This window comes from Paenibacillus sp. HB172176, assembly GCF_011947265.1.
Taxonomy (GTDB): Bacteria; Bacillota; Bacilli; order Paenibacillales; family Paenibacillaceae; genus Pristimantibacillus.
Window position 1 is genome coordinate 122417 of sequence record NZ_JAATHD010000014.1, and the last position, 18284, is coordinate 140700.

The following is an 18284-nucleotide window of genomic DNA, read 5'->3' on the forward strand; positions in this document are numbered from 1 at the left end:
CGGTCCGCGGTTAAATTTTTATACAGAAACAACGACAGACCTTTTCATAAGCCCAGAAACAAATAAGCGGACACAGGGGACGCTATTTGGGATAAATACGAAGTTTGTTCGTTTTGGTGGACACAGAGGACGCTATTTCCTCAAAAAATCAAAAAAAATGCTGTTTTATCGCATATAAGGTTATCTCTGTCCGCGCAACCATAGATTGAATCCCTATCTGGCGGCGAGGCTCGTTTCATGTCGGCGATTTCTAAGGACAGATAAGGTGGCAAAGCGGCAAAACTTGAAGAGTAAAGCAGCGCCCGCGAATGAGATTCGCGGGCGCTGCTTCTTTGCTCTAGTTCAATTTGCAGACCGTTCATCGACTGTTTCATTGTTAGGCATTATGCATGCACGGACGGCTCCTGAGGAGACGCGATTTTCGCCGCGGCTCTTTGTCTGCGGGATTTCAAGAAGAACAGCAGCTCGTAGAGACAAGGCACGATGATCAGCGTGAGGAGCGTGGCGACCGCAAGACCGCCGATTACGACGATGGCGAGGCTTTGCGATACGATGCTGCCCGATTCATGCGAGCCGAATACGAGCGGCAGCATGGCGCTGATCGTTGCGACCGCCGTCATAATAATCGGACGCATTCTCGTTGTTGCCGCTTCGATCAGCGCTTCCCTGATCGTCATCGTCTCTTCGTTCTTCTTCACGCGGTCGATCAGCACGATCGCGTTCGTTACGACGATGCCAATGAGCATCAGAGCGCCGAACATGGCGGTGAAATCCGGCGTAACGCCCGATACCATAAGACCCGTAACCGCTCCGATTGTCGCGAGGGGCAACGAAATCATGATTGCGATAGGCGCCCGAAGCGTTTTGAACGTCAATACCATAATGAGGTAGACGAGGCCGATCGAGATCAATGCCGTAATGCCCAGATCCGCAAAATCTCCGGCCTGTTCGGCGGACGCGCCGCCTACCGCAAGCGTGATTCCATCCTCTGTATCTAGGTCCGCAACCTTCTTGTTAATATCATCTCCGACTTTGGAGAGCAGCTTGGGATCGGCGCTTGCCGTTACGCGAATATACGGCTTGCCTTCCTTGTGATAATACAGACTCGCTTCTTCGGTACGCACAAGCTTCGCCACGCTGGATACCGGCTTTGCGCCTTCCTCCGTCATAATCATAAGAGCGTTCAAATCGCTCTCGGATTTCGGATGCGCAGATGGCATCAGAATAACAGGCGTATCGCTGCCGCTTAGCTTAATGGACCCGATTGGCATCGGATTAATTAGACTCTGAAGCTGGGCGGATACGTCCTGTCCTTTCGCAGCTTCCGGATTAATCTCGAAGCTGTAGACCGGCTTCACTTCCTCTTGATTCGTCTCGACCTTGAGCACGCCGTCCACCGAAGCCATCGCCTCTTTCAGCTTCTCGGCGGCTTCCGCCATTTGAGCAGGATCATCGCCGGACACATCGACGAATACCGTTGTTCCGCCCCCGCCCATCATCAGATCGGCCGCGTTGCTGATAAGCTCCGCTCCCTCGTATTCGCCTGCATGAGACGTTACATTATCGATGAATACTTCCGCATCCGTTCCCTTCTTCAGATCAACCAGATAGGTAATTTCCGTCGGCGAAGTAACGGATCCGTATTGCGCAGCGTCCGAGCTGTTGCCAATCGACATCATCACCCAGCTTATTTCATTCATGCCAAGTATGGTCTGCTCCAGTTGCTTGCCGGCGTTCTGCACTGTTTCAGCCGGCGTATCGCTCGGATATTTTAAGGAAATATTGACATTCTCCGCGCTGGAGGAATCAAGGGCGCCTTTTGGCATGTTGACATAAGCGCCTACCGAGACCACAAGCAGGATGAAGGCCAACGATAAAGCCAACCATTTGCGGCGTAAATTCCATGCCAGGAAAGCGGCGAATTTGGAAGAGCCCTTATGCTCCTTCTCCGATGTCCCTCTAAGCAGCACGGCGCTCAGAAGCGGCACGACCGTCAATGCGACAACCAGCGAAGCAAGCAGCGAATACGTGACCGTAAGCGCGAAGGGCAACAGGAACGCTTGCAACGAGCCTCTCAATAGCCCCATCGGCAAGAATACGGCAACCGTAACGATGGTGGAGGCGGTAATCGCCGACGCCACTTCCTTCGTCGCTTCCGCGATAAGCTTGATCGAGAAACGCTCCTTCTGAAGCCTGCGGTATATATTCTCGATGACGACGATGCTGTCGTCGACAAGCCGTCCGACCGCCACCGCAACGCCGCCGAGCGTAATGACGTTCAAGGTTACGCCGGATAGGTCCAACAAATATAAGGTGATGCCAAGCGATAACGGAATCGACACGATCGTGACGATCGTCGCCTTCACATTGCGCATGAACAACAGAATAACGATCGTGGCGAACAATGCGCCGAGCAGCACCTCTTGAAGCATGCTATTCACCGAATGAACGACGGATTCGGCCGTGCTAAGCAGCAAAGATCCTTCTGTGCCCGCAATTTCCCCGTTCAACTCATTCATTCGATCTTCAACTTCATTGCCGACAGTCACGGCGTTGGCATTCGCCGCTTTCGATATGGTAATCATTATCGCATCTTTGCCGTTCATTCGGCTGATGCTCTCTTGATTAATATCGGTTTCGACTGTCGCGACATCGGACAATTTCACTCCTGGCGCGATCGGCAGCGACTTCAGCGTTTCCAGATCCGATATAGCGCCCGTCACGTTCAGATTGGCGGCTTGGCCGTCAACGATTTGCTCGCCGAGCGAAGCGTTAACGCCGCGTCCTTGTAGCACGCCCATCAGCGCTTGGGCCGGAACTCCCGCTTCAGCCAGCTTCTCGGCGTTCGGAGTAATGCGGATAACCGCATTCGATTTGCCCGACACGCTCATCTGGCCGACGCCGTCAAGCTTCTTCAGCTCCTTCGTCCATTCCTCGAGCGCAGCCTCTCTTTGTTGCTCGCTCATGCTGTCTTCGAAGGTAATGCTCACCCAAGAGATTGGAATCATCGAAGTGTTGAACTGCACCACGAACGGCTTCATGACGCTAGCTGGCAGCGAGACCGCGTCTACCGCGCTTTGCACCTCGGCCTTCGCATCTTTCATATTCGTATTCGAATCGAAATTCAAGGTGACTTGCGAATAGCCATCACCGGAGGACGACAGCATCGAGGTCTTGCCCTTCACGAACGCCAGCGCGTCTTCGAGCGGCGAAGTCACCTGCTCCTCCATCGATTTGGCGTTGTTGCCTTGTCCAATCGCCGTTACCATAACCTGAGGATTGTCCGCCTCCGGCAGAAACTCCATCGGCAGCCTCAGATAGCTGATAATCCCCATCACCAGCGCCATAACGACCAGCAGTCCCACCGCCGATTTGTTACGGAAAGCCCATTCTGTCAATCTGTTCATTTCATAGCTCCTTCTCCCATTGCAATATGGATTCTAAATTTCTTATCTGTTCCAATCATAGCGGGAGATGGAATTTCGGAGAAACGTCCAGAGATGGGAATACCTGCACGTCCTGAGTCGGATGGTTACTACGACTTAAGTCCAGTTTACATCTGTTCGAGTTATGTATCTAAACGGTCTAAACTGAAACAAACCAAAGAAATTCCTGCATAAATGCAGGAATTTCTTTGGTTGCAGCTTATTTCTTAAAAAATACTGCATACATACAGGAATTTCCTCATTCGAGTCTGATATCGGCGATTCGGAGCGACCATTCCTGTATATTTGCAGCAATTTGCAACAGCGTCTCCTAGTATTCTGAAAATACTGGATTATTGCATGAATGCCACAGGCTTTCGTAAAAAATTAAGCCATTCGTATGCCATAAACAGACACAACAGACGAATTTCATAATTTCCCAAACATCCGACTTCAACTGTTATCTTCTGCATTCTATGAAGCATGCTGCTCCACGACTTGATGATCGAGTCGGGTAAAACGCGTCACCAGCAGAACCGCGCCTAGACACAGGATGCCGCCCACCATGTACGGCAGCCCGATTTCATACGTAAACAGCAGCGAACCGAGCAGCGGACCCGCGATGCGGCCCAGGCTGTCCATGGACGAGCTTAGTCCGGAAGCCACCCCTTGCCCGACGGTCGTCTTCTGCGTAATGAGCGAGGTGACGCAAGGCCGGATCAGGGAATTGCCGACGCCGAATACGGCAAGCGAGAGAATAGCCCACCACAGCGCATGCGCGAAAATCAGCATAAAGAAGCCCAGCGCGGACACAACGAGACCGATCGTAATATACTTCGTCTCTTCGCCCTTCTTGATCCGCCTGCGGACAAAGCCGCCTTGCACAAGCGCGCCGACCAGCCCGCAGACGAAGAAGAGCATACCCACCTGCAGCGGGGTAACCGCGAAGCGCTTCTCGCCGAAATATTGCAGCGTCGCTTCCATGCCGGCAAGCGTGAAGGTAACGAAGAACGCAAGCACGTACAAATACTTGAGGCGTCCCTGGAACGCCGTCCATCGCGATTCCCGCTTCGCGCTTCTGCGTTTGCTTCGCTGCTCCTCGGTCAGAGACTCCTTCAGCGTGGCAAAGGCGAGCACAAAGGTCAGCAGCGTCAGTGCCGAAGCCGCATAGAAGGGCGTTTCATGCGAGACAACGCTTAGCAAGCCGCCGAAGCCCGGTCCGACCGTAAAGCCGAGTCCGATCGACATGCCGACAAGACCCATTCCCTTCGTGCGATGCTCGGGAGGCGTAATATCGGCCACATAAGCGACGATGACCGAAGCCACCGCTCCCGAGAACAAGCCGCCGAGCGATCTGGACAGATACATCAGCGTCATGTCGCCCGCGGACAAGCCGAACAACAGGAAGCTTGCCGAGAAACCGAGCAAGCCCGTCAGAATAATCGGCCGTCTGCCGATTCGATCCGACAGATTGCCCCAGATTGGCGACAGAAGGAACGATACCGCCGAATACAGCGCGAGCATTCTTCCCGTATGCAGCGCAGCCCCTTCGGGGTCCGCGTCTTGAATAATGACGGGCATAACCGGGATGATAATACCGAAGCCGATAAAGGTAATAACAAGAATAGACATGATTATAGACATTCGTTTCTTTTCCATGAAACAATCCCTCCATCAATCTATCGTAACATATCCGGAAATCAGCCGGAAATGAACAATTCGAGAACAATTAATTTCTCTTGCATTCCAAGTTGGTTTTGCTATACTCTACTATGTTTGCACATGAGAAGAAAGGCAGGAGAGTTTCCTATGGATCACAGCAGAACACCGCTCTTCACCGCGCTGCGCAACCATGCGGAGCAGAATCCGATACAATTCCATATACCCGGCCATAAGAAAGGTCTTGGCAGCGACGCTGAATTCCGTTCCTTCATTGGAGACAACGCGCTGTCCATCGATTTGATCAATATAGCCCCTCTGGACGATTTGCATCAGCCGACCGGCGTTATCGAGGAAGCTCAGAAGCTTGCCGCGGACGCGTTCGGCGCCGATTACACGTATTTCTCCGTGCAAGGAACCAGCGGCGCGATTATGACCATGATTCTGACAGTATGCTCACCCGGAGACAAAATTATCGTTCCGCGCAACGTGCACAAGTCGATCATGTCGGCCATCATATTCGCGGGAGCAAGGCCTGTATTCATCTCGCCGGCGCGCGACAACAATCTCGGCATCGATCACGGCATTACGACCAGCTCCGTGCGTCGCGCGCTGGAGCGGCATCCCGACGCCAAAGCCGTGCTTGTCATTAATCCGACCTATTTCGGCCTATGCGCGGATTTGAAGGAAATCGTCGATGTCGTGCACGGCTACGACATTCCCGTGCTTGTCGATGAAGCCCATGGCGTTCTTATACACTTCCATGACAAGCTTCCGATGTCCGCCATGCAGGCAGGCGCGGATATGGCCGCGACGAGCGTGCATAAGCTTGGAGGCTCCATGACGCAGAGCTCTGTGCTGAATATTAAGAAGGGAAGAATTAACCCGCTTCGCGTGCAGACGATCATTTCGATGCTGACGACGACGTCCACTTCTTATATTTTGCTCGGATCACTCGATACATCCAGACGCAATCTTGCGCTGAACGGTCATGAAATCGCGGAGAAGGCCATTAGGCTGGCACAGGAGACGCGCAGACAGATCAATGAAATTCCCGGTCTGTACTGCTTCGGCGAGGATATTCTCGGCGGCGAGGCAACCTATGATTATGATCCTACGAAAATCACGATACATGTCAGGCATCTCGGCATCACCGGCTATGATACGGAGAATTGGCTGCGCGAGCATTTCAATCTGGAAATCGAGCTCAGCGATATGTATAACATTCTGTGCCTGGTTACGCCTGGAGATACATCCGAGTCTGTCGCAAAATTGATCGAGTCGCTGAAGAGTCTCTCCGAGGCGTTCCACGGCGGAGCCGAGGCGAAAGAGCTCGTGGTGAAAATTCCGGATATCCCGCAGCTTTCCCTGACGCCTCGGGACGCATTCTACGCCGAGACGGAGGTTATTCCGTTCAAGGAATCCGCAGGACGCATTATCGCGGAATTCATCTACGTCTATCCTCCTGGCATCCCGATCCTGCTTCCCGGCGAGGTCATCTCCCAGACGAATATCGATTATATCGTCGATCATGTCGAGGTCGGTCTGCCCGTGAAGGGACCCGAGGACCGCAGCATCGAATTCGTGAAGGTCATTGTCGAGGAAACCGCGATCTTCTAGCCAGGATACCCGCATTCTATTGTAAAGACGGTACCCCCCATGCTAAAATTTGGCTAGAGGTGATCGCAGGTGGCTCAGAGCGCTTATATCAAGCTGGTGCAAGGTTCGGCAACTCAGAGTGTGACATTGCGTAATGTTCAGGAATTGCTGCTGCGCTATCGGGATCAATTGGTCTTGACGGGCAAGCAGCTCGGATGGGATTATGCCGGAGCGGCCTTTCCCTACAGCATCGAGACCAAACAGGATGATCGATGGTTTTACTTGAAGGGCACCGCCGGAGAGTACAAGCATATCATCTTCGGAATCGGCGAAGCGGCAAGCGCGGCCGGCGACGAAGTATCCTGCATTCAGGTCGTCTTGCCGGACGAAGCAACGCATGGCGACAAAGCCAAGGCCAACGAGCTGTGCAAGCATCTGGCCAAGAAGCTGCAGGCCGAGCTCTTGATGTTCAACGGCAGAACCGTCTACTATTATCCAAGAAAATAAACGCATGCGAAAGGGCAGCATTCACCGATAAGTCGGCGGATGCTGCCCTTTCCAAACGCGATTAGGCAAAGAGCAACTACTTGCCTTCGTTTTCCTTCGTCGCGATTTCTTCATAAATTTTCGTTACGCGATCCCACTCCGCATCATCCTCGATGCCGACCAGAAACGCCTCGTCATTCTCTTCCTCGATCCGGAAGATGACGCCGTCTTCCTCCGGATCCTGACGATCAAGCAGAACAGCATATACGTTAGATTCGGATTCGAATGTATACACCATAACCATCTCGCGCTCTTCGCCTTCGTCGTTGGAGACGATGAAGACATGCTCTTCATGCTCGTGGTCATGATCGTGATCATGTCCGCAGCCGCAATCCGCGCCGTGCTGATGTTCGTGTTCGCTCATGATAGCAACCCCATTTCGCTGTAATAATCATACGCGCCTATCGTAACATGTCCGGCTAGGGACGGTCAAACAAGAAGCCCATCCGGTGAAGGACGGGCTTCTTGACTTGCTTTTGGATGCCTGGGCGTCTCAGCCATACAGCGCTCGTTATTTCCCGTTAATCGAAGAGATCTGCTTCTCGGACACAACGTTCCATTCTTTCGTATCAGAGGATTGCATGTAGAATTGAATCGTATAGATTCCGGTGGAATCGAATTTGTAATCCATCTCTTCGGTTATGAACCAAAAATTATCCTTGTTTTCGGTAATGCTCTTCGTCTGAATGACTTGCTCGCTTCCATATGGATCGGTAATCGTCACCTTCACGGATGAAATATCCGTTTTCAGATTATCGATTTGCGAGAACACCTTCAGCTTTTTCGCCGAATAACCTTTGTTCACCACACCGAACGGCTTTGAATCATCATATACGAACATATGAACATTCGGTTTATAGACAATCGCCGTCTTGCTTGCGTCATCCCACTCCACAATCGCTCCCAACGCGGTCGCCAGCTGTCTGAGCGGCAAATAGGTTTTGCCTTCCAGCATCGCGCCGCTTCCACTTTGCTCCACGCCATTGAGCATGACGCGAACCTTCTGCGCAGCGGCATCCGCGAAGATCATGGAACCGCCCCATACGCTTAACAGCACCAGGATTACGGCTATTTTCTTGAATTTCATCGCTTTATTAACCTCCATCCGCATATTCTGGATGTAAGGTTATACTCGTGTTTCATCGTAAAGTTGCGCGAATCTGCGAAACTATTTTATTGTTGTTTCATAAATTATCTCATTTGTCAAATGTTGTTGAATTCTGCGCTTGCCTGGGAAATAGAACGACTTATTACCCGTAGGTTTTGGTCAAAATGCACGGCACGCCCTTGCCTACCGCTCCGGGCTCCTGCATGGAGGCCAGATATCTCATGCCTCGCGCGCACGGGGTTTTGCAAACCGCGCATGTGCTGGACAGCACCAGCTTGTAATTCACCTGCTTGCGATCGCTCGCCAGTTGCTTCTTCTTTGTCGCCGACTTGCCCTTGCCGCCCTTGGCCATCTCAAACCAACTCCTCCGCTCTTCATACCGCTAGAGCATTGTATGTAGAGCGGCTTCGAAATGCGCCTGGAAATGGCATGTACGAATAAATTTTGTTACAGTAAGAGGGATTCGTCTGCTTCGCGAAATAAATGGAAATGAGGGACAAACCCATGAATTTGACCATGCTCGGCACAGGAAGCGCTTTTGCGAAAAAATTCAATAACAACAACGCTCTTGCGGAGGCGAACGGCTTCCGGCTGCTCATCGATTGCGGCATCACGCTGCCGAAGGCTCTCCATGACGCAGGTTACGGCTTCGGGGAGCTCGATGCGATTCTGATTAGCCATATTCACGGCGATCATGTCGGAGGGCTGGAGGAGCTCGCCTTCCAAATGATGTTTAAGCATGCGCGCAAGCCGGTGCTCTATATCGCCGAGCCGCTCGTGCAGCCGTTATGGGAGCACACATTGAAAGGTGGCCTGACTCAGGGCGAATTGCAAACGATCGACGATTTCTTCGATGTCCGTCCTCTGCAACCGGGAACTGAATATGAGCTCGCTCCGGGAATAGCCGTAGAGCTTATCGAAACAAAGCATATTCCGGGTAAAAGAAGCTTTTCCTTCCTCTTTAACCGCCGTTTCTTCTATTCCGCGGATATGCGGTTCGACGGAAAACTGCTGCAACAACTGGTCGAGCAAGGCGTTGAAGTCATTTACCAGGATTGCCAGCTAGAGGCTCCCGGCGTCGTACATGCCTGCCTCGATGAGCTGTTGACCTTGCCCGCTTCCATCCAAGCGAAAATTCAGCTTATGCATTATGGGGATGCTGTCGAGGAATTCCGGGGAAAAACGGGAGCAATGAACATAGTGCAGCAGGGCAAAACCTATATTGTATAGACGAATAGCCGCCTGAATCGCTCCCTTAGAGTCGTTCAGGCGGCTGCCGCGTGAAGCTATCCTATTTGAGACTAGAAGATCGGAAGCTGATCGAGATTGTTGCTCGGATCCCCGTCCGCGTCGCCGCGAATATAGGTTTCTCCATCTCTTCCTTTAAAGGCGTTAACGCCGGAAATGCGGCCCGCTTGCACCTCTTGCAGCGCCTCCCTATAATCAAGCGTTCTTCCCGAGGACGTTTTAAACGCGGTCAAATCGCCGTCGCCGTTTTTCTGAACCGCAACGAAATGCTCGGATTCCTGCTGGCCTATTTGCTGTGTTTGCTGAAAAGAGGTATTCTGTTGCATGCTGCTCTGATTCTGTTGATTCTGATTTTGTTGATCCATGACGCTTCCTCCTCCTATCAATCATGATCAGGGTACGGAGGATACTTTCCCCGAAAATGCCTCATTCTATTCCCTCATCTTGCGCCGCCACACGAATTGCTCGTCATGATCCCAGGAATCGCTGCCAATAAATCGGGCAAGCGCATAGATGAACACGCCAATAATGCCGAACATGCCGATTAGCCACAAGGATAAGTGAGCGTAAAACTCTCCCATCGCCGTTCCTCCTTCGCGCTCTTTCTACTAGCGTATGCGAAGGAGCTGCGCGCTCAGAACCACTGCTCGTCTCAACAATTACAGCTTGTGTACAGCCGCCAGACTCGCTGCAGTATGCTCCAGCCTCTCACGAATCAAAATGCTTTCCTTGTAACGGGCGGGAATGGCTTCATAGCCGTAGTACATGCCCGCAAGACCTCCCGCTATAGCGGCAATCGTATCCGAATCGCCGCCTTTATTGGCCGCGCCTTGGATGACCGCCTCAAAGCTGTCGGATCTCAGGAGATGATGCATGCTCCACGCCATGGAATGCACGACAAAGCCTGTAGGCTCACATGAAGGCTCTTCGAGCAGAACATCTTCATAACGGGTTCGCTCCAGCTCCTGCTCCAATACGGGAACCAGGTCTTCTCCAAGAAGCAGTCGATGCGCCATGCGACAATAGAGCGCGCAAGCCTCATCGCAGCGTTCATCGACATGCGTCATTCGGGACTGCAGCCTTGTCACGGTCTCTATCTCTTCTAATGAATCGTAATATAGCGCAACCGGCAGGCAGCGCATCAAGCTTCCATTGCCTCCGCTTACGCCAAGCTCTTCCGCCGCCTTCTGCGCCGCAGCGAACCAGTCTCCCTGAAAATGGTGAAAGACGGCCCGAATCGTATTGCCGATATCCTTGGGCTTCGAGGCATACCATTCGAGAAAACGGCGTCCGATTGCTTCGACCGGCTGCAAAGGGTTCTGCAGAATACCCTCCGCCACGGCCAAGGTCATCATCGTGTCATCCGTCACCTCTCCGGGCTCCAGTTGCCACACCCCGCCGCCGATTATTTCGGTCAAAACGCCGTATTGCTTGTTGATCTCCGATTCCGTCATAAATTCCGTCGTCCCGCCCAGCGCGTCGCCAACCGCCAAACCGAACAAGCCGCCTTTGATTCGGTCAATCCTCGCTGCTCCATCCATCTCTCCACTCCCCCATGCTTTGAAATTTCCGAAAACCCTTCAGCACGCGCTCCACCTTCTCCGCTCTCTCTTCGAGCGTCCCTCGCAGCAGAATATAAGGCAGCTTCCGGACCTGAAGATCAGCGACGATCTGCTTCTGGAACAACTCTCGCTGCGCGGCGCCGGAGCGATCCCAAGTATCCGCATAGGGAATATCCGTATCGCATACGAAAATCAGATCGTAGCGAGCTTGCGACTTGGCTGCCATCGCTTCCAGCTTCTCTGTCGATTTCCCGTGATAATAATGTGCGAAGCGATTGGTCGTCAGCACGTTCGTATCCACGAACAGCACCTCCTTCGCTTGCTGCAAAAGCTGCTCCTCCCGCAACAAATGTCCCTCCGCGATCTCTTCCAGCTGCACCAGCGTCAGTCTTCGATTCTGCTGATGCCGCTCCCAATATTCCCTGCCGTATTCCGGCATCCATGCCGTCTCATGCCGCTTCGCGAGATGTGCCGCAAGCGTGCTCTTGCCCGTGGACGGCGCGCCGAGAAACACCGCGCTCACAATTAAGTCCCTGTACACGATATTATCGACAAATCGTCGGTTGCCATAGGCATCCTCCCGAATCATCGTGCCCGACACCGGCCGCTTCAGCCGATCGCCGTCTACTTGACGATTAACGGCATGAAGCGCTTTGCTCATATGCTCGCCGTAAAATTCGCTCGAATAAAAATGCGTTATGCTGCGGCCGCCGAGCAAACCTAGAATATACCGCTCCTGAATGCGCTGGACCTCAATGGAATGACCAGCGTCGCTTGGGCCGTCCCAACCCTCGATGACCTCCGCCTCGGGATAGAGCCTCCGAATCCATCCCGCTCTTACATTCAGCGGAATATTCGTCACCTCGGGGCTGTCGTAGATGACGACAATGACCTCATCCATCTCCTCTAGCGCCGTTTCAATAAGAAGCTGATGGCCTTTATGAAGAGGCGCGAATTTACCCAAGGTCAAGCCGATTTTACGCTGCGCCATTCGGCATCCCTCCTTCATGAGCCAGATGGACGCGCTGCTTAGTCAGCTCCTTCCGCCACGATAGATAACCGGCAACAGCGATGCTGAGGAAGATCACGTAGAGAAAGGCCAGCGCATGCAGATCCTTGTAGCTGTACATGCCGATGGACAGAATATCAACCATGATCCAGCAAAGCCAATTTTCCAAATATTTGGACGACAGCAGAAATTGCGCGATTAGGCTTAAGGTCGCGATGAACGCGTCCAGGTAGGGAATGGAGGCATCCGTATACTGCGAGAGCAGATGGCCCCACAGCTCTGTTACGACGATGAGAAGGACGAGCAGCAGTGCCGCGTTCTTCGAAGTGATGCGACGCGTCGGACGCACCTTGCGGCTGCCTCGATCCTTCAGCCAGTAGATCCAGCCGTAGACGCTAAGAACGAAGAAGAACACTTGCAGCGTCATATCCGCATATAACCGCACCTCCCAAAACATATAGAAGAAGCAGCCGACATTGACCAATCCAATCGGCCATGCCCAGATTTGCTCCCGCGCCGTGAGCCATACGCAGAGCAAGCCGGTTAAGGTGGCCGTGATTTCAAGCGCGGTCGAGGAGGTATAGACGGCAACAGCGATCATAAAGCCCGTCAGCAGCAGCATCGTTCCCAATCGGTTCATTCTTCCTCCGCCCCTTGTCCTTGATAGCGTTGTATCAAATCACGCTTCAATTCCCACAGCTCAGTGCTGAGATCCACGGGATATTTCTCCGGATTCAGCTTGCGCAAATATTGCGGCCAAAACAAGCTCAGCTGCTCCCGATGATGTTCGCGGATTTCACGAAGCTCAGGCAGTTGGTAAACCAGCTCTCCCTCCTCAAAGATCGGCCTCAGAAGAGGCATCGCGATATATTCTCTCATGATTTTGTTGAATTGCGGATGAATCGGGTCGAACAGCTTGATCGGCTGTCCTTCGTCGACATCCGATTCCGCCTGAAGCGCGATATAATCCGCCTCCGCCTTGCCGCTGGCAGGATTAATCATGCGATAGATCGATTTGATGCCGGGCGTTGTCACCTTCTCCGGATTGCCCGATATTTTGATTACAGGCTTGTATTGTCCCTCCTGCTCTCTGGCAACAAGCTTATAGACGCCGCCAAGCGCGGGATGATCGGCGGCCGTGATGAGCTGCGTGCCTATGCCCCATATGTCGATGCGTGCTCCCTGCGCCTTCAGCTCCGCGATAATATGCTCGTCGAGATCATTCGACGCGACGATCTTCACGTCCGCGAGACCCGCTTCATCCAGCATGCGTCTAGCCTCTGCTGACAGATAAGCAAGATCGCCGCTGTCAAGCCTGATCCCCTTCATCTTCTTCCCTTGCATCTCCAGCGCCTTCGCCGTCCGGATTGCGTTCGGCACGCCGCTGCGCAGCGTGTCGTACGTATCCACCAGCAGCGTCACCTGATTCGGCAGCGCATTTGCGTACCGCATGAACGCCTCTTCCTCCGACTCATGAAATTGCACCCAGGCATGCGCATGCGTGCCGCTGACCGGCATGCCGAACAGCATGCCCGCCCGAAGATTCGAGGTTCCGTCGAAGCCGGCCAGATACGCCGCCCGCGCGCCCCATATCGCCGCATCCGCCTCTTGCGCGCGGCGCGTGCCGAATTCGAGCAAGCCGTCATGCGGCGCAACCATCTTGATTCGCGCCGCCTTGGTCGCAATTAGCGTCTGATAATTAACGAAGTTAAGCATCGCCGTTTCAATAAGCTGCGCCTCGAATACACGCGCTTCCACCCGGAGGAGCGGCTCATTCGCGAAGACGATCGTCCCCTCCGGTATCGCGTGCAGCGTGCCTGTGAAGGAGAAGCGGCCGAGCTCCTCCAGGAACGCCGAATCATAATCCTCCTCTTGCGCCGCAAGGAAGGCCAGCTCCGCCTCTCCGAATGTCAAGCTTTGAATATAGCGAACGACTCGCTCCAGACCCGCGCAAACAGCGAAGCCGTTGCCGAACGGAAGCTTGCGGAAGTAGAGATCGAATACGGTCTTTTCGTTATAAGTCCCCCCCTTCCAATGGGCGTACATCATATTGATTTGATATTTGTCGGTATGAAGCGTCAGATTCTCTCCAGTCATGTTGTTCTCTCCTCTCGATTTGCGTTGCCGGCCTACACGCGGATCACCCGATCATTCTCGTAGATTCTCGCGCCAAGCGTGTTCTGGAAATGCCGCAGCGCCCACTCGTGTCCCGTCTCATCGAAGCTTGCGACCGCATCCTTGTGAATATGAAGCTTGAAGCCTTTGTTATAAGCGTCCACCGCCGTATGAAGCACGCAGATGTCCGTGCATACGCCGATGAGATGAAGCTCGGTTATCCCTCGCGCTCTGAGACGCAATTCCAGATGAGTTCCGGCAAAAGCGCTGTATCGCGTTTTGTCCATCCAATGGAGCTCATTCCGGTGCCGTTCATAGAGCTCTTGCAGGCTACCGTACAGCCAGCGTCCTTCCGTGCCGCGAATATTATGCGGCGGGAACAAGTCGGTCTCGGGATGATGCGGATCCCCCTCCTCATGCAGATCCACAGCCAGGACAACCTCGTTCCCCCGCTCCAGATGCGACTGGGCAAGCGCGATAACCCGCTCTTCGATATCAATGGCCGGCTGTCCGCATGGCAGCCTCCCGTCCACGAAATCAACCGTATAATCGATGATGATCAATGCGTCCATCTTCCTCATCCTTTCAATTGTAAATAGACAGCTCCCGCCGCTCGTTCGTGAATCGGTAGAGCTGCGCCGCGCGCTGCGAATAGCGATTGGAGAGCTTTAGTCCGCCCTGTGCGTCCCTAACCTCCTCAATAATGCCTTTGCGGCTTTGAGTCGAGGTTATTTTGCGAATGAAATTACGTTCCTCGAAGCCTGGCACCACGGTCTGAATCACCTGGTACAGCTCGCTTATCGTGAATTCCTCCGATAGAAATTCCTTTGCGATCGTCGTCGTAAGCATCTTCTCTCTTATCCTGTCCAGCGCATCCCGTATCATCTGTCTGTGATCGAAGGCGAGCTCCAAGCGAAGCGCGTCTTCAACCGCAAAGAGCCTCACATCCGAGGCGTCATCATCAGCGCGACGCTCCAGCAGCTTGCTTTCGTTCACCAGAGCGCAGAACGCATGGGAGATGATCCATCCTCTGGGATCCCTTCCCGGCGTGCTGTATACGTTCAAATAATCCATATGAACATCCTGCACGCCCGCTTCTTCCGCAAGCTCGCGTCTTGCGCATTCATACATGCTCTCCGATTCTTTGCAGAAGCCTCCAGGTAATGCCCATGCTCCCTCATAAGGCCAGACCTTCCTGCGAATAAGCAATAGCTGCAGCTCCCGGTCGGGCAGCGCCTTCTTCGCGGCGACCTTCTCCCGGGAGACGATCGTGAAGATGATAATGTCGCTTGGAGCCCCGTCCGGCGTGCGGTACTGTTTTGCATCGTAATTTGATTCATTCTCGAGCGGGTTCATGTCATCGCCTCATTCATTTTAATATTATCAATTAGACATTATCGATTCGATATACTCATTATGACATATTAAGAGCGACTGTCAACCCTTTTGTTCCATGATTTCCCGATTGGGCAAATTCAAGTCTGCCTCTATTTCTGTCACAGCGAACGAATAAAGCCCCTGAACCTGACGCAACTTAATGGGAAAAAGGGAGGATTGCATATGCATACCGTTTGGAAAGGCGCCATCAGCTTCGGATTGGTTCATGTTCCCGTCAAGATGTTCACCGCCACCGAAGACAAGGATATCCACTTCAGGCAGCTTCACAAGGATTGCGGCATGCCGATCAGCTATCAGAAAACCTGCAAGCATTGCGATCAAGTGGTCGAGCCCAAGGATATCGTCAAAGGCTTCGAATACGAAAAGGATAAATTCGTTATTGTAAAGGAGGAAGAAATCGACGCCATCAAGCCCGAATCCGCGCAAACGATTCATATTCTCGACTTTGTCGATCTGAGCGAGATCGATCCGCTCTATTATGTGAAGCCCTACTATCTCTCCCCGGATTTGACTGGCGCCGGCGCGTACAGCCTGCTTCTCGAGACGATGAAGCAGACGGGGAAAATCGGCATTGCGAAAATATCCATTCGGAGCAAAAGCAGCCTTGCCGCCATTCGCTCCGTCGGCAATTGCATTTGCCTGGAGACGATGCATTTTCCCGATGAGATAAGGCCCATCGATCAGGTGCCCAATCTGCCGCAGGAAGCGGCTATTCAAGAGAAGGAGCTGACCATGGCCAAGCTGCTCGTGGAGCAGCTAAGCGAAACCTTCGATCCGTCCAAGTACAAGGACGATTACCGGTTGGCGCTCTCCGAGCTCATCGAGCACAAGATCGCGGGCGAAAGCATCGATATCGTCGAAGCTCCCGCGGCGGCGAAATCGAATGTCGTTGATCTGATGAGCGCGCTTCAAGCCAGCCTCGACGCGATGAAGACGCCGACGGATTCCGGAGGCAAGACAAAAGCAAAGGCGAAGCCCAAAAAATCGACGAAGGGAACCGCCTGAGCCTAACCGCTATACAGAGCGAACGCCTATCCATCCTTCCGCATAGGATGCAGCAGGGCATTGTACATTCGTACAGGAGGGTGTTCGTTCTTATGGTTATTGAACTGACTGCAATTCATTATGTATACCTCGCATTTGTGCTTCTCATTATCAGCTTTATGATGATGCGCCGCGATACGTCCCTGGTTTGCATCGTCGGTATCTTCGTACTGGGACTGCTGTCGACGGAGAGTCTGGTGCGGTCCGTCAGCGGCGTATTCAACAGCTTCATCTACGCCATCACAGAGCTTCTCGGCACCATCCTCATTATCTCCATTATCGTTGCCATGAGCCGTATTCTCATTCGAACCGGCATTAACGAAGTAATGGTGTATCCGTTTACAAAACTGATCAAAACGCCTGCGCTAGCCTTCTGGGTCATCGGCCTGCTCATGATGGTGATGTCCTGGTTTTTCTGGCCTTCGCCTGCCGTCGCGCTTATGGGAGCCGTGCTGCTCCCTGTTGCCGTGCGGGTCGGCCTTCCGGCGCTCGGCGCCGCCATGGCCATGAACCTGTTCGGCCACGGCATTGCCTTGTCCGGAGATTATATTATTCAGGGCGCGCCCAAGCTGACGGCGGATGCTGCGGGCTTGCCCGTTGGCGACGTCATGTCCGCAAGCGTTCCGCTCGTCATTGTCATGGGCCTGACAACCACCGTCATTGCGTTCTGGCTGCTGCGGAGAGATATGCGCAGAGGCGCTTTCAAGTCGGAGGAGCTCGAATCCAAGAAGTCGGTAATCCCGCATGATGCGGAGCCAGTCGAGGAGAGCAGCAGCTCTCATCTGTTAAGCGCATCAGCCAAGCGATGGCTTGCCGGCATTATACCGCTGCTCTTCGCCCTTGACGTGGCCGGCATGTTTCTGTTCGATCTGCAGGGCGGCGACGCTACGGCGCTTGTCGGCGGGACGGCCGTCTTCATCATGATCGTCATCACTATGTTGACCCACCGCTCCCGCGGTCTCGAGCAAATTACCAAGTTCATCATCGAAGGCTTTCAATTCGGCTTCAAAATATTCGGCCCCGTCATCCCCATCGCCGCCTTCTTCTATCTGGGCGACTCCGCGTTCACTCAGGTATTCGGCGATTTGCTGCCGGCCGGCTCCCACGGGCTCGTGAACGACCTCGGCGTCGCTCTCGCGAATCATGTGCCGGTCAACAACGGCGTAAGCGCCGTCACTCTTACCTCGGTTGGAGCTATCACCGGTCTTGACGGCTCAGGCTTCTCCGGCATCTCGCTGGCGGGCTCCATCGCGCATCTGTTCTCTGCTGCTTTGGGCGCGGGTGCGGCAACCCTGACCGCCCTCGGTCAAATCTCCGCAATATGGGTCGGCGGCGGCACACTTGTGCCGTGGGCGCTCATTCCCGCCGCGGCCATTTGCGGAGTCGACCCGTTTGAGCTCGCCCGCCGCAATCTGAAGCCCGTCGTGATTGGACTTACGGTCACGACGGTGGTCGCGATGCTCATTCTGTAGCTTGCAGCTTGTGATAAAGACTCCGCATATGTGTTAGCTTCATAACTAGCCAGGCTGCCTTTCGGATAAAGCAGCCTGGTTATTGCTTTTAGGCTCCCA

At 53.4% G+C, this 18284-nt stretch carries 19 protein-coding genes; 5 read left to right on the forward strand and 14 right to left on the reverse strand.

The genetic code is table 11. The features are described from left to right. Window positions 1-140 precede the first annotated feature (140 nt). The 3 genes from HFP08_RS18020 to HFP08_RS18030 all read right to left on the reverse strand — a co-directional run bounded on the left by HFP08_RS18020 (window position 141) and on the right by HFP08_RS18030 (window position 5084). Complete coding sequence (locus HFP08_RS18020) at window positions 141-374, reverse strand: hypothetical protein (RefSeq protein ID WP_168122000.1); 234 nt, start codon at window positions 372-374, stop codon at window positions 141-143. Window positions 375-383: 9 nt separating this feature from the next. Continuing rightward, a complete protein-coding gene (locus tag HFP08_RS18025; protein ID WP_168122001.1) occupies window positions 384-3407 on the reverse strand; it encodes an efflux RND transporter permease subunit in 3024 nt (1007 codons plus the stop codon). Window positions 3408-3899: 492 nt separating this feature from the next. After that, the gene (locus HFP08_RS18030) at window positions 3900-5084 is read right to left on the reverse strand and encodes an MFS transporter (protein WP_168122002.1); all 1185 of its coding nucleotides are present in this window, start codon (window positions 5082-5084) and stop codon (window positions 3900-3902) included. 150 nt (window positions 5085-5234) lie between these two features. Here HFP08_RS18030 and HFP08_RS18035 point away from each other — a divergent pair, with 150 nt between their 5' ends. Both HFP08_RS18035 and HFP08_RS18040 read left to right on the forward strand, forming a co-directional pair. Beyond that, entirely contained in the window at window positions 5235-6704 is a 1470-nt protein-coding gene (locus HFP08_RS18035) for an aminotransferase class I/II-fold pyridoxal phosphate-dependent enzyme (protein WP_168122003.1), read from the forward strand. Window positions 6705-6773: 69 nt separating this feature from the next. After that, window positions 6774-7190, forward strand: a complete 417-nt coding sequence (locus tag HFP08_RS18040) for a DUF1885 family protein (RefSeq protein WP_168122004.1) — start codon at window positions 6774-6776, stop codon at window positions 7188-7190. 76 nt (window positions 7191-7266) lie between these two features. Here HFP08_RS18040 and HFP08_RS18045 read toward each other — a convergent pair whose 3' ends face one another. From HFP08_RS18045 to HFP08_RS18055, 3 genes are all read right to left on the reverse strand, one after another. Further along, window positions 7267-7593 (reverse strand): DUF1292 domain-containing protein, encoded by a 327-nt coding sequence (locus HFP08_RS18045; RefSeq protein ID WP_168122005.1) that lies wholly within the window; start codon window positions 7591-7593, stop codon window positions 7267-7269. 147 nt (window positions 7594-7740) lie between these two features. Further along, window positions 7741-8316: a stalk domain-containing protein gene (locus tag HFP08_RS18050; RefSeq protein ID WP_168122006.1), complete on the reverse strand. Its 576-nt coding sequence runs from the start codon at window positions 8314-8316 to the stop codon at window positions 7741-7743. Between the two features lie 163 nt (window positions 8317-8479). Continuing rightward, a complete protein-coding gene (locus HFP08_RS18055; protein WP_168121877.1) occupies window positions 8480-8689 on the reverse strand; it encodes a hypothetical protein in 210 nt (69 codons plus the stop codon). A 152-nt stretch (window positions 8690-8841) separates the two neighbouring features. Here HFP08_RS18055 and HFP08_RS18060 point away from each other — a divergent pair, with 152 nt between their 5' ends. Beyond that, entirely contained in the window at window positions 8842-9567 is a 726-nt protein-coding gene (locus tag HFP08_RS18060) for an MBL fold metallo-hydrolase (RefSeq protein ID WP_168122007.1), read from the forward strand. 71 nt (window positions 9568-9638) lie between these two features. Here HFP08_RS18060 and HFP08_RS18065 read toward each other — a convergent pair whose 3' ends face one another. The 8 genes from HFP08_RS18065 to HFP08_RS18100 all read right to left on the reverse strand — a co-directional run bounded on the left by HFP08_RS18065 (window position 9639) and on the right by HFP08_RS18100 (window position 15627). Continuing rightward, window positions 9639-9911 carry a DUF3892 domain-containing protein gene (locus tag HFP08_RS18065; RefSeq protein ID WP_168122039.1) on the reverse strand — a complete coding sequence of 91 codons (273 nt, stop codon included), beginning with the start codon at window positions 9909-9911 and terminating at the stop codon, window positions 9639-9641. 105 nt (window positions 9912-10016) lie between these two features. Beyond that, on the reverse strand, window positions 10017-10166 hold the full coding sequence (locus HFP08_RS18070) for a hypothetical protein (RefSeq protein ID WP_168122008.1): 150 nt from the start codon (window positions 10164-10166) through the stop codon (window positions 10017-10019). A gap of 78 nt (window positions 10167-10244) precedes the next feature. Next, the gene (locus HFP08_RS18075) at window positions 10245-11126 is read right to left on the reverse strand and encodes an ADP-ribosylglycohydrolase family protein (protein ID WP_168122009.1); all 882 of its coding nucleotides are present in this window, start codon (window positions 11124-11126) and stop codon (window positions 10245-10247) included. Further along, entirely contained in the window at window positions 11104-12138 is a 1035-nt protein-coding gene (locus HFP08_RS18080) for an AAA family ATPase (RefSeq protein ID WP_168122010.1), read from the reverse strand. The genes HFP08_RS18075 and HFP08_RS18080 overlap by 23 nt, the downstream gene beginning before the upstream one ends. After that, window positions 12125-12796, reverse strand: coding sequence for a nicotinamide riboside transporter PnuC (gene pnuC / locus HFP08_RS18085; protein WP_168122011.1), 672 nt, complete (start codon window positions 12794-12796; stop codon window positions 12125-12127). Before pnuC ends, HFP08_RS18080 begins: the two co-directional genes overlap by 14 nt. Next, complete coding sequence (locus HFP08_RS18090) at window positions 12793-14253, reverse strand: nicotinate phosphoribosyltransferase (protein ID WP_168122012.1); 1461 nt, start codon at window positions 14251-14253, stop codon at window positions 12793-12795. Before HFP08_RS18090 ends, pnuC begins: the two co-directional genes overlap by 4 nt. 32 nt (window positions 14254-14285) lie before the next feature. Continuing rightward, the gene (locus HFP08_RS18095; protein WP_168122013.1) at window positions 14286-14843 is read right to left on the reverse strand and encodes a cysteine hydrolase family protein; all 558 of its coding nucleotides are present in this window, start codon (window positions 14841-14843) and stop codon (window positions 14286-14288) included. Between the two features lie 13 nt (window positions 14844-14856). After that, window positions 14857-15627 carry an NUDIX domain-containing protein gene (locus tag HFP08_RS18100; protein WP_168122014.1) on the reverse strand — a complete coding sequence of 257 codons (771 nt, stop codon included), beginning with the start codon at window positions 15625-15627 and terminating at the stop codon, window positions 14857-14859. A 204-nt stretch (window positions 15628-15831) separates the two neighbouring features. Here HFP08_RS18100 and ku point away from each other — a divergent pair, with 204 nt between their 5' ends. Next, window positions 15832-16674 carry a non-homologous end joining protein Ku gene (ku, locus tag HFP08_RS18105; RefSeq protein WP_168122015.1) on the forward strand — a complete coding sequence of 281 codons (843 nt, stop codon included), beginning with the start codon at window positions 15832-15834 and terminating at the stop codon, window positions 16672-16674. Between the two features lie 92 nt (window positions 16675-16766). Further along, on the forward strand, window positions 16767-18185 hold the full coding sequence (locus HFP08_RS18110; RefSeq protein ID WP_168122016.1) for a hypothetical protein: 1419 nt from the start codon (window positions 16767-16769) through the stop codon (window positions 18183-18185). The last annotated feature ends 99 nt before the right edge of the window (window positions 18186-18284 follow it).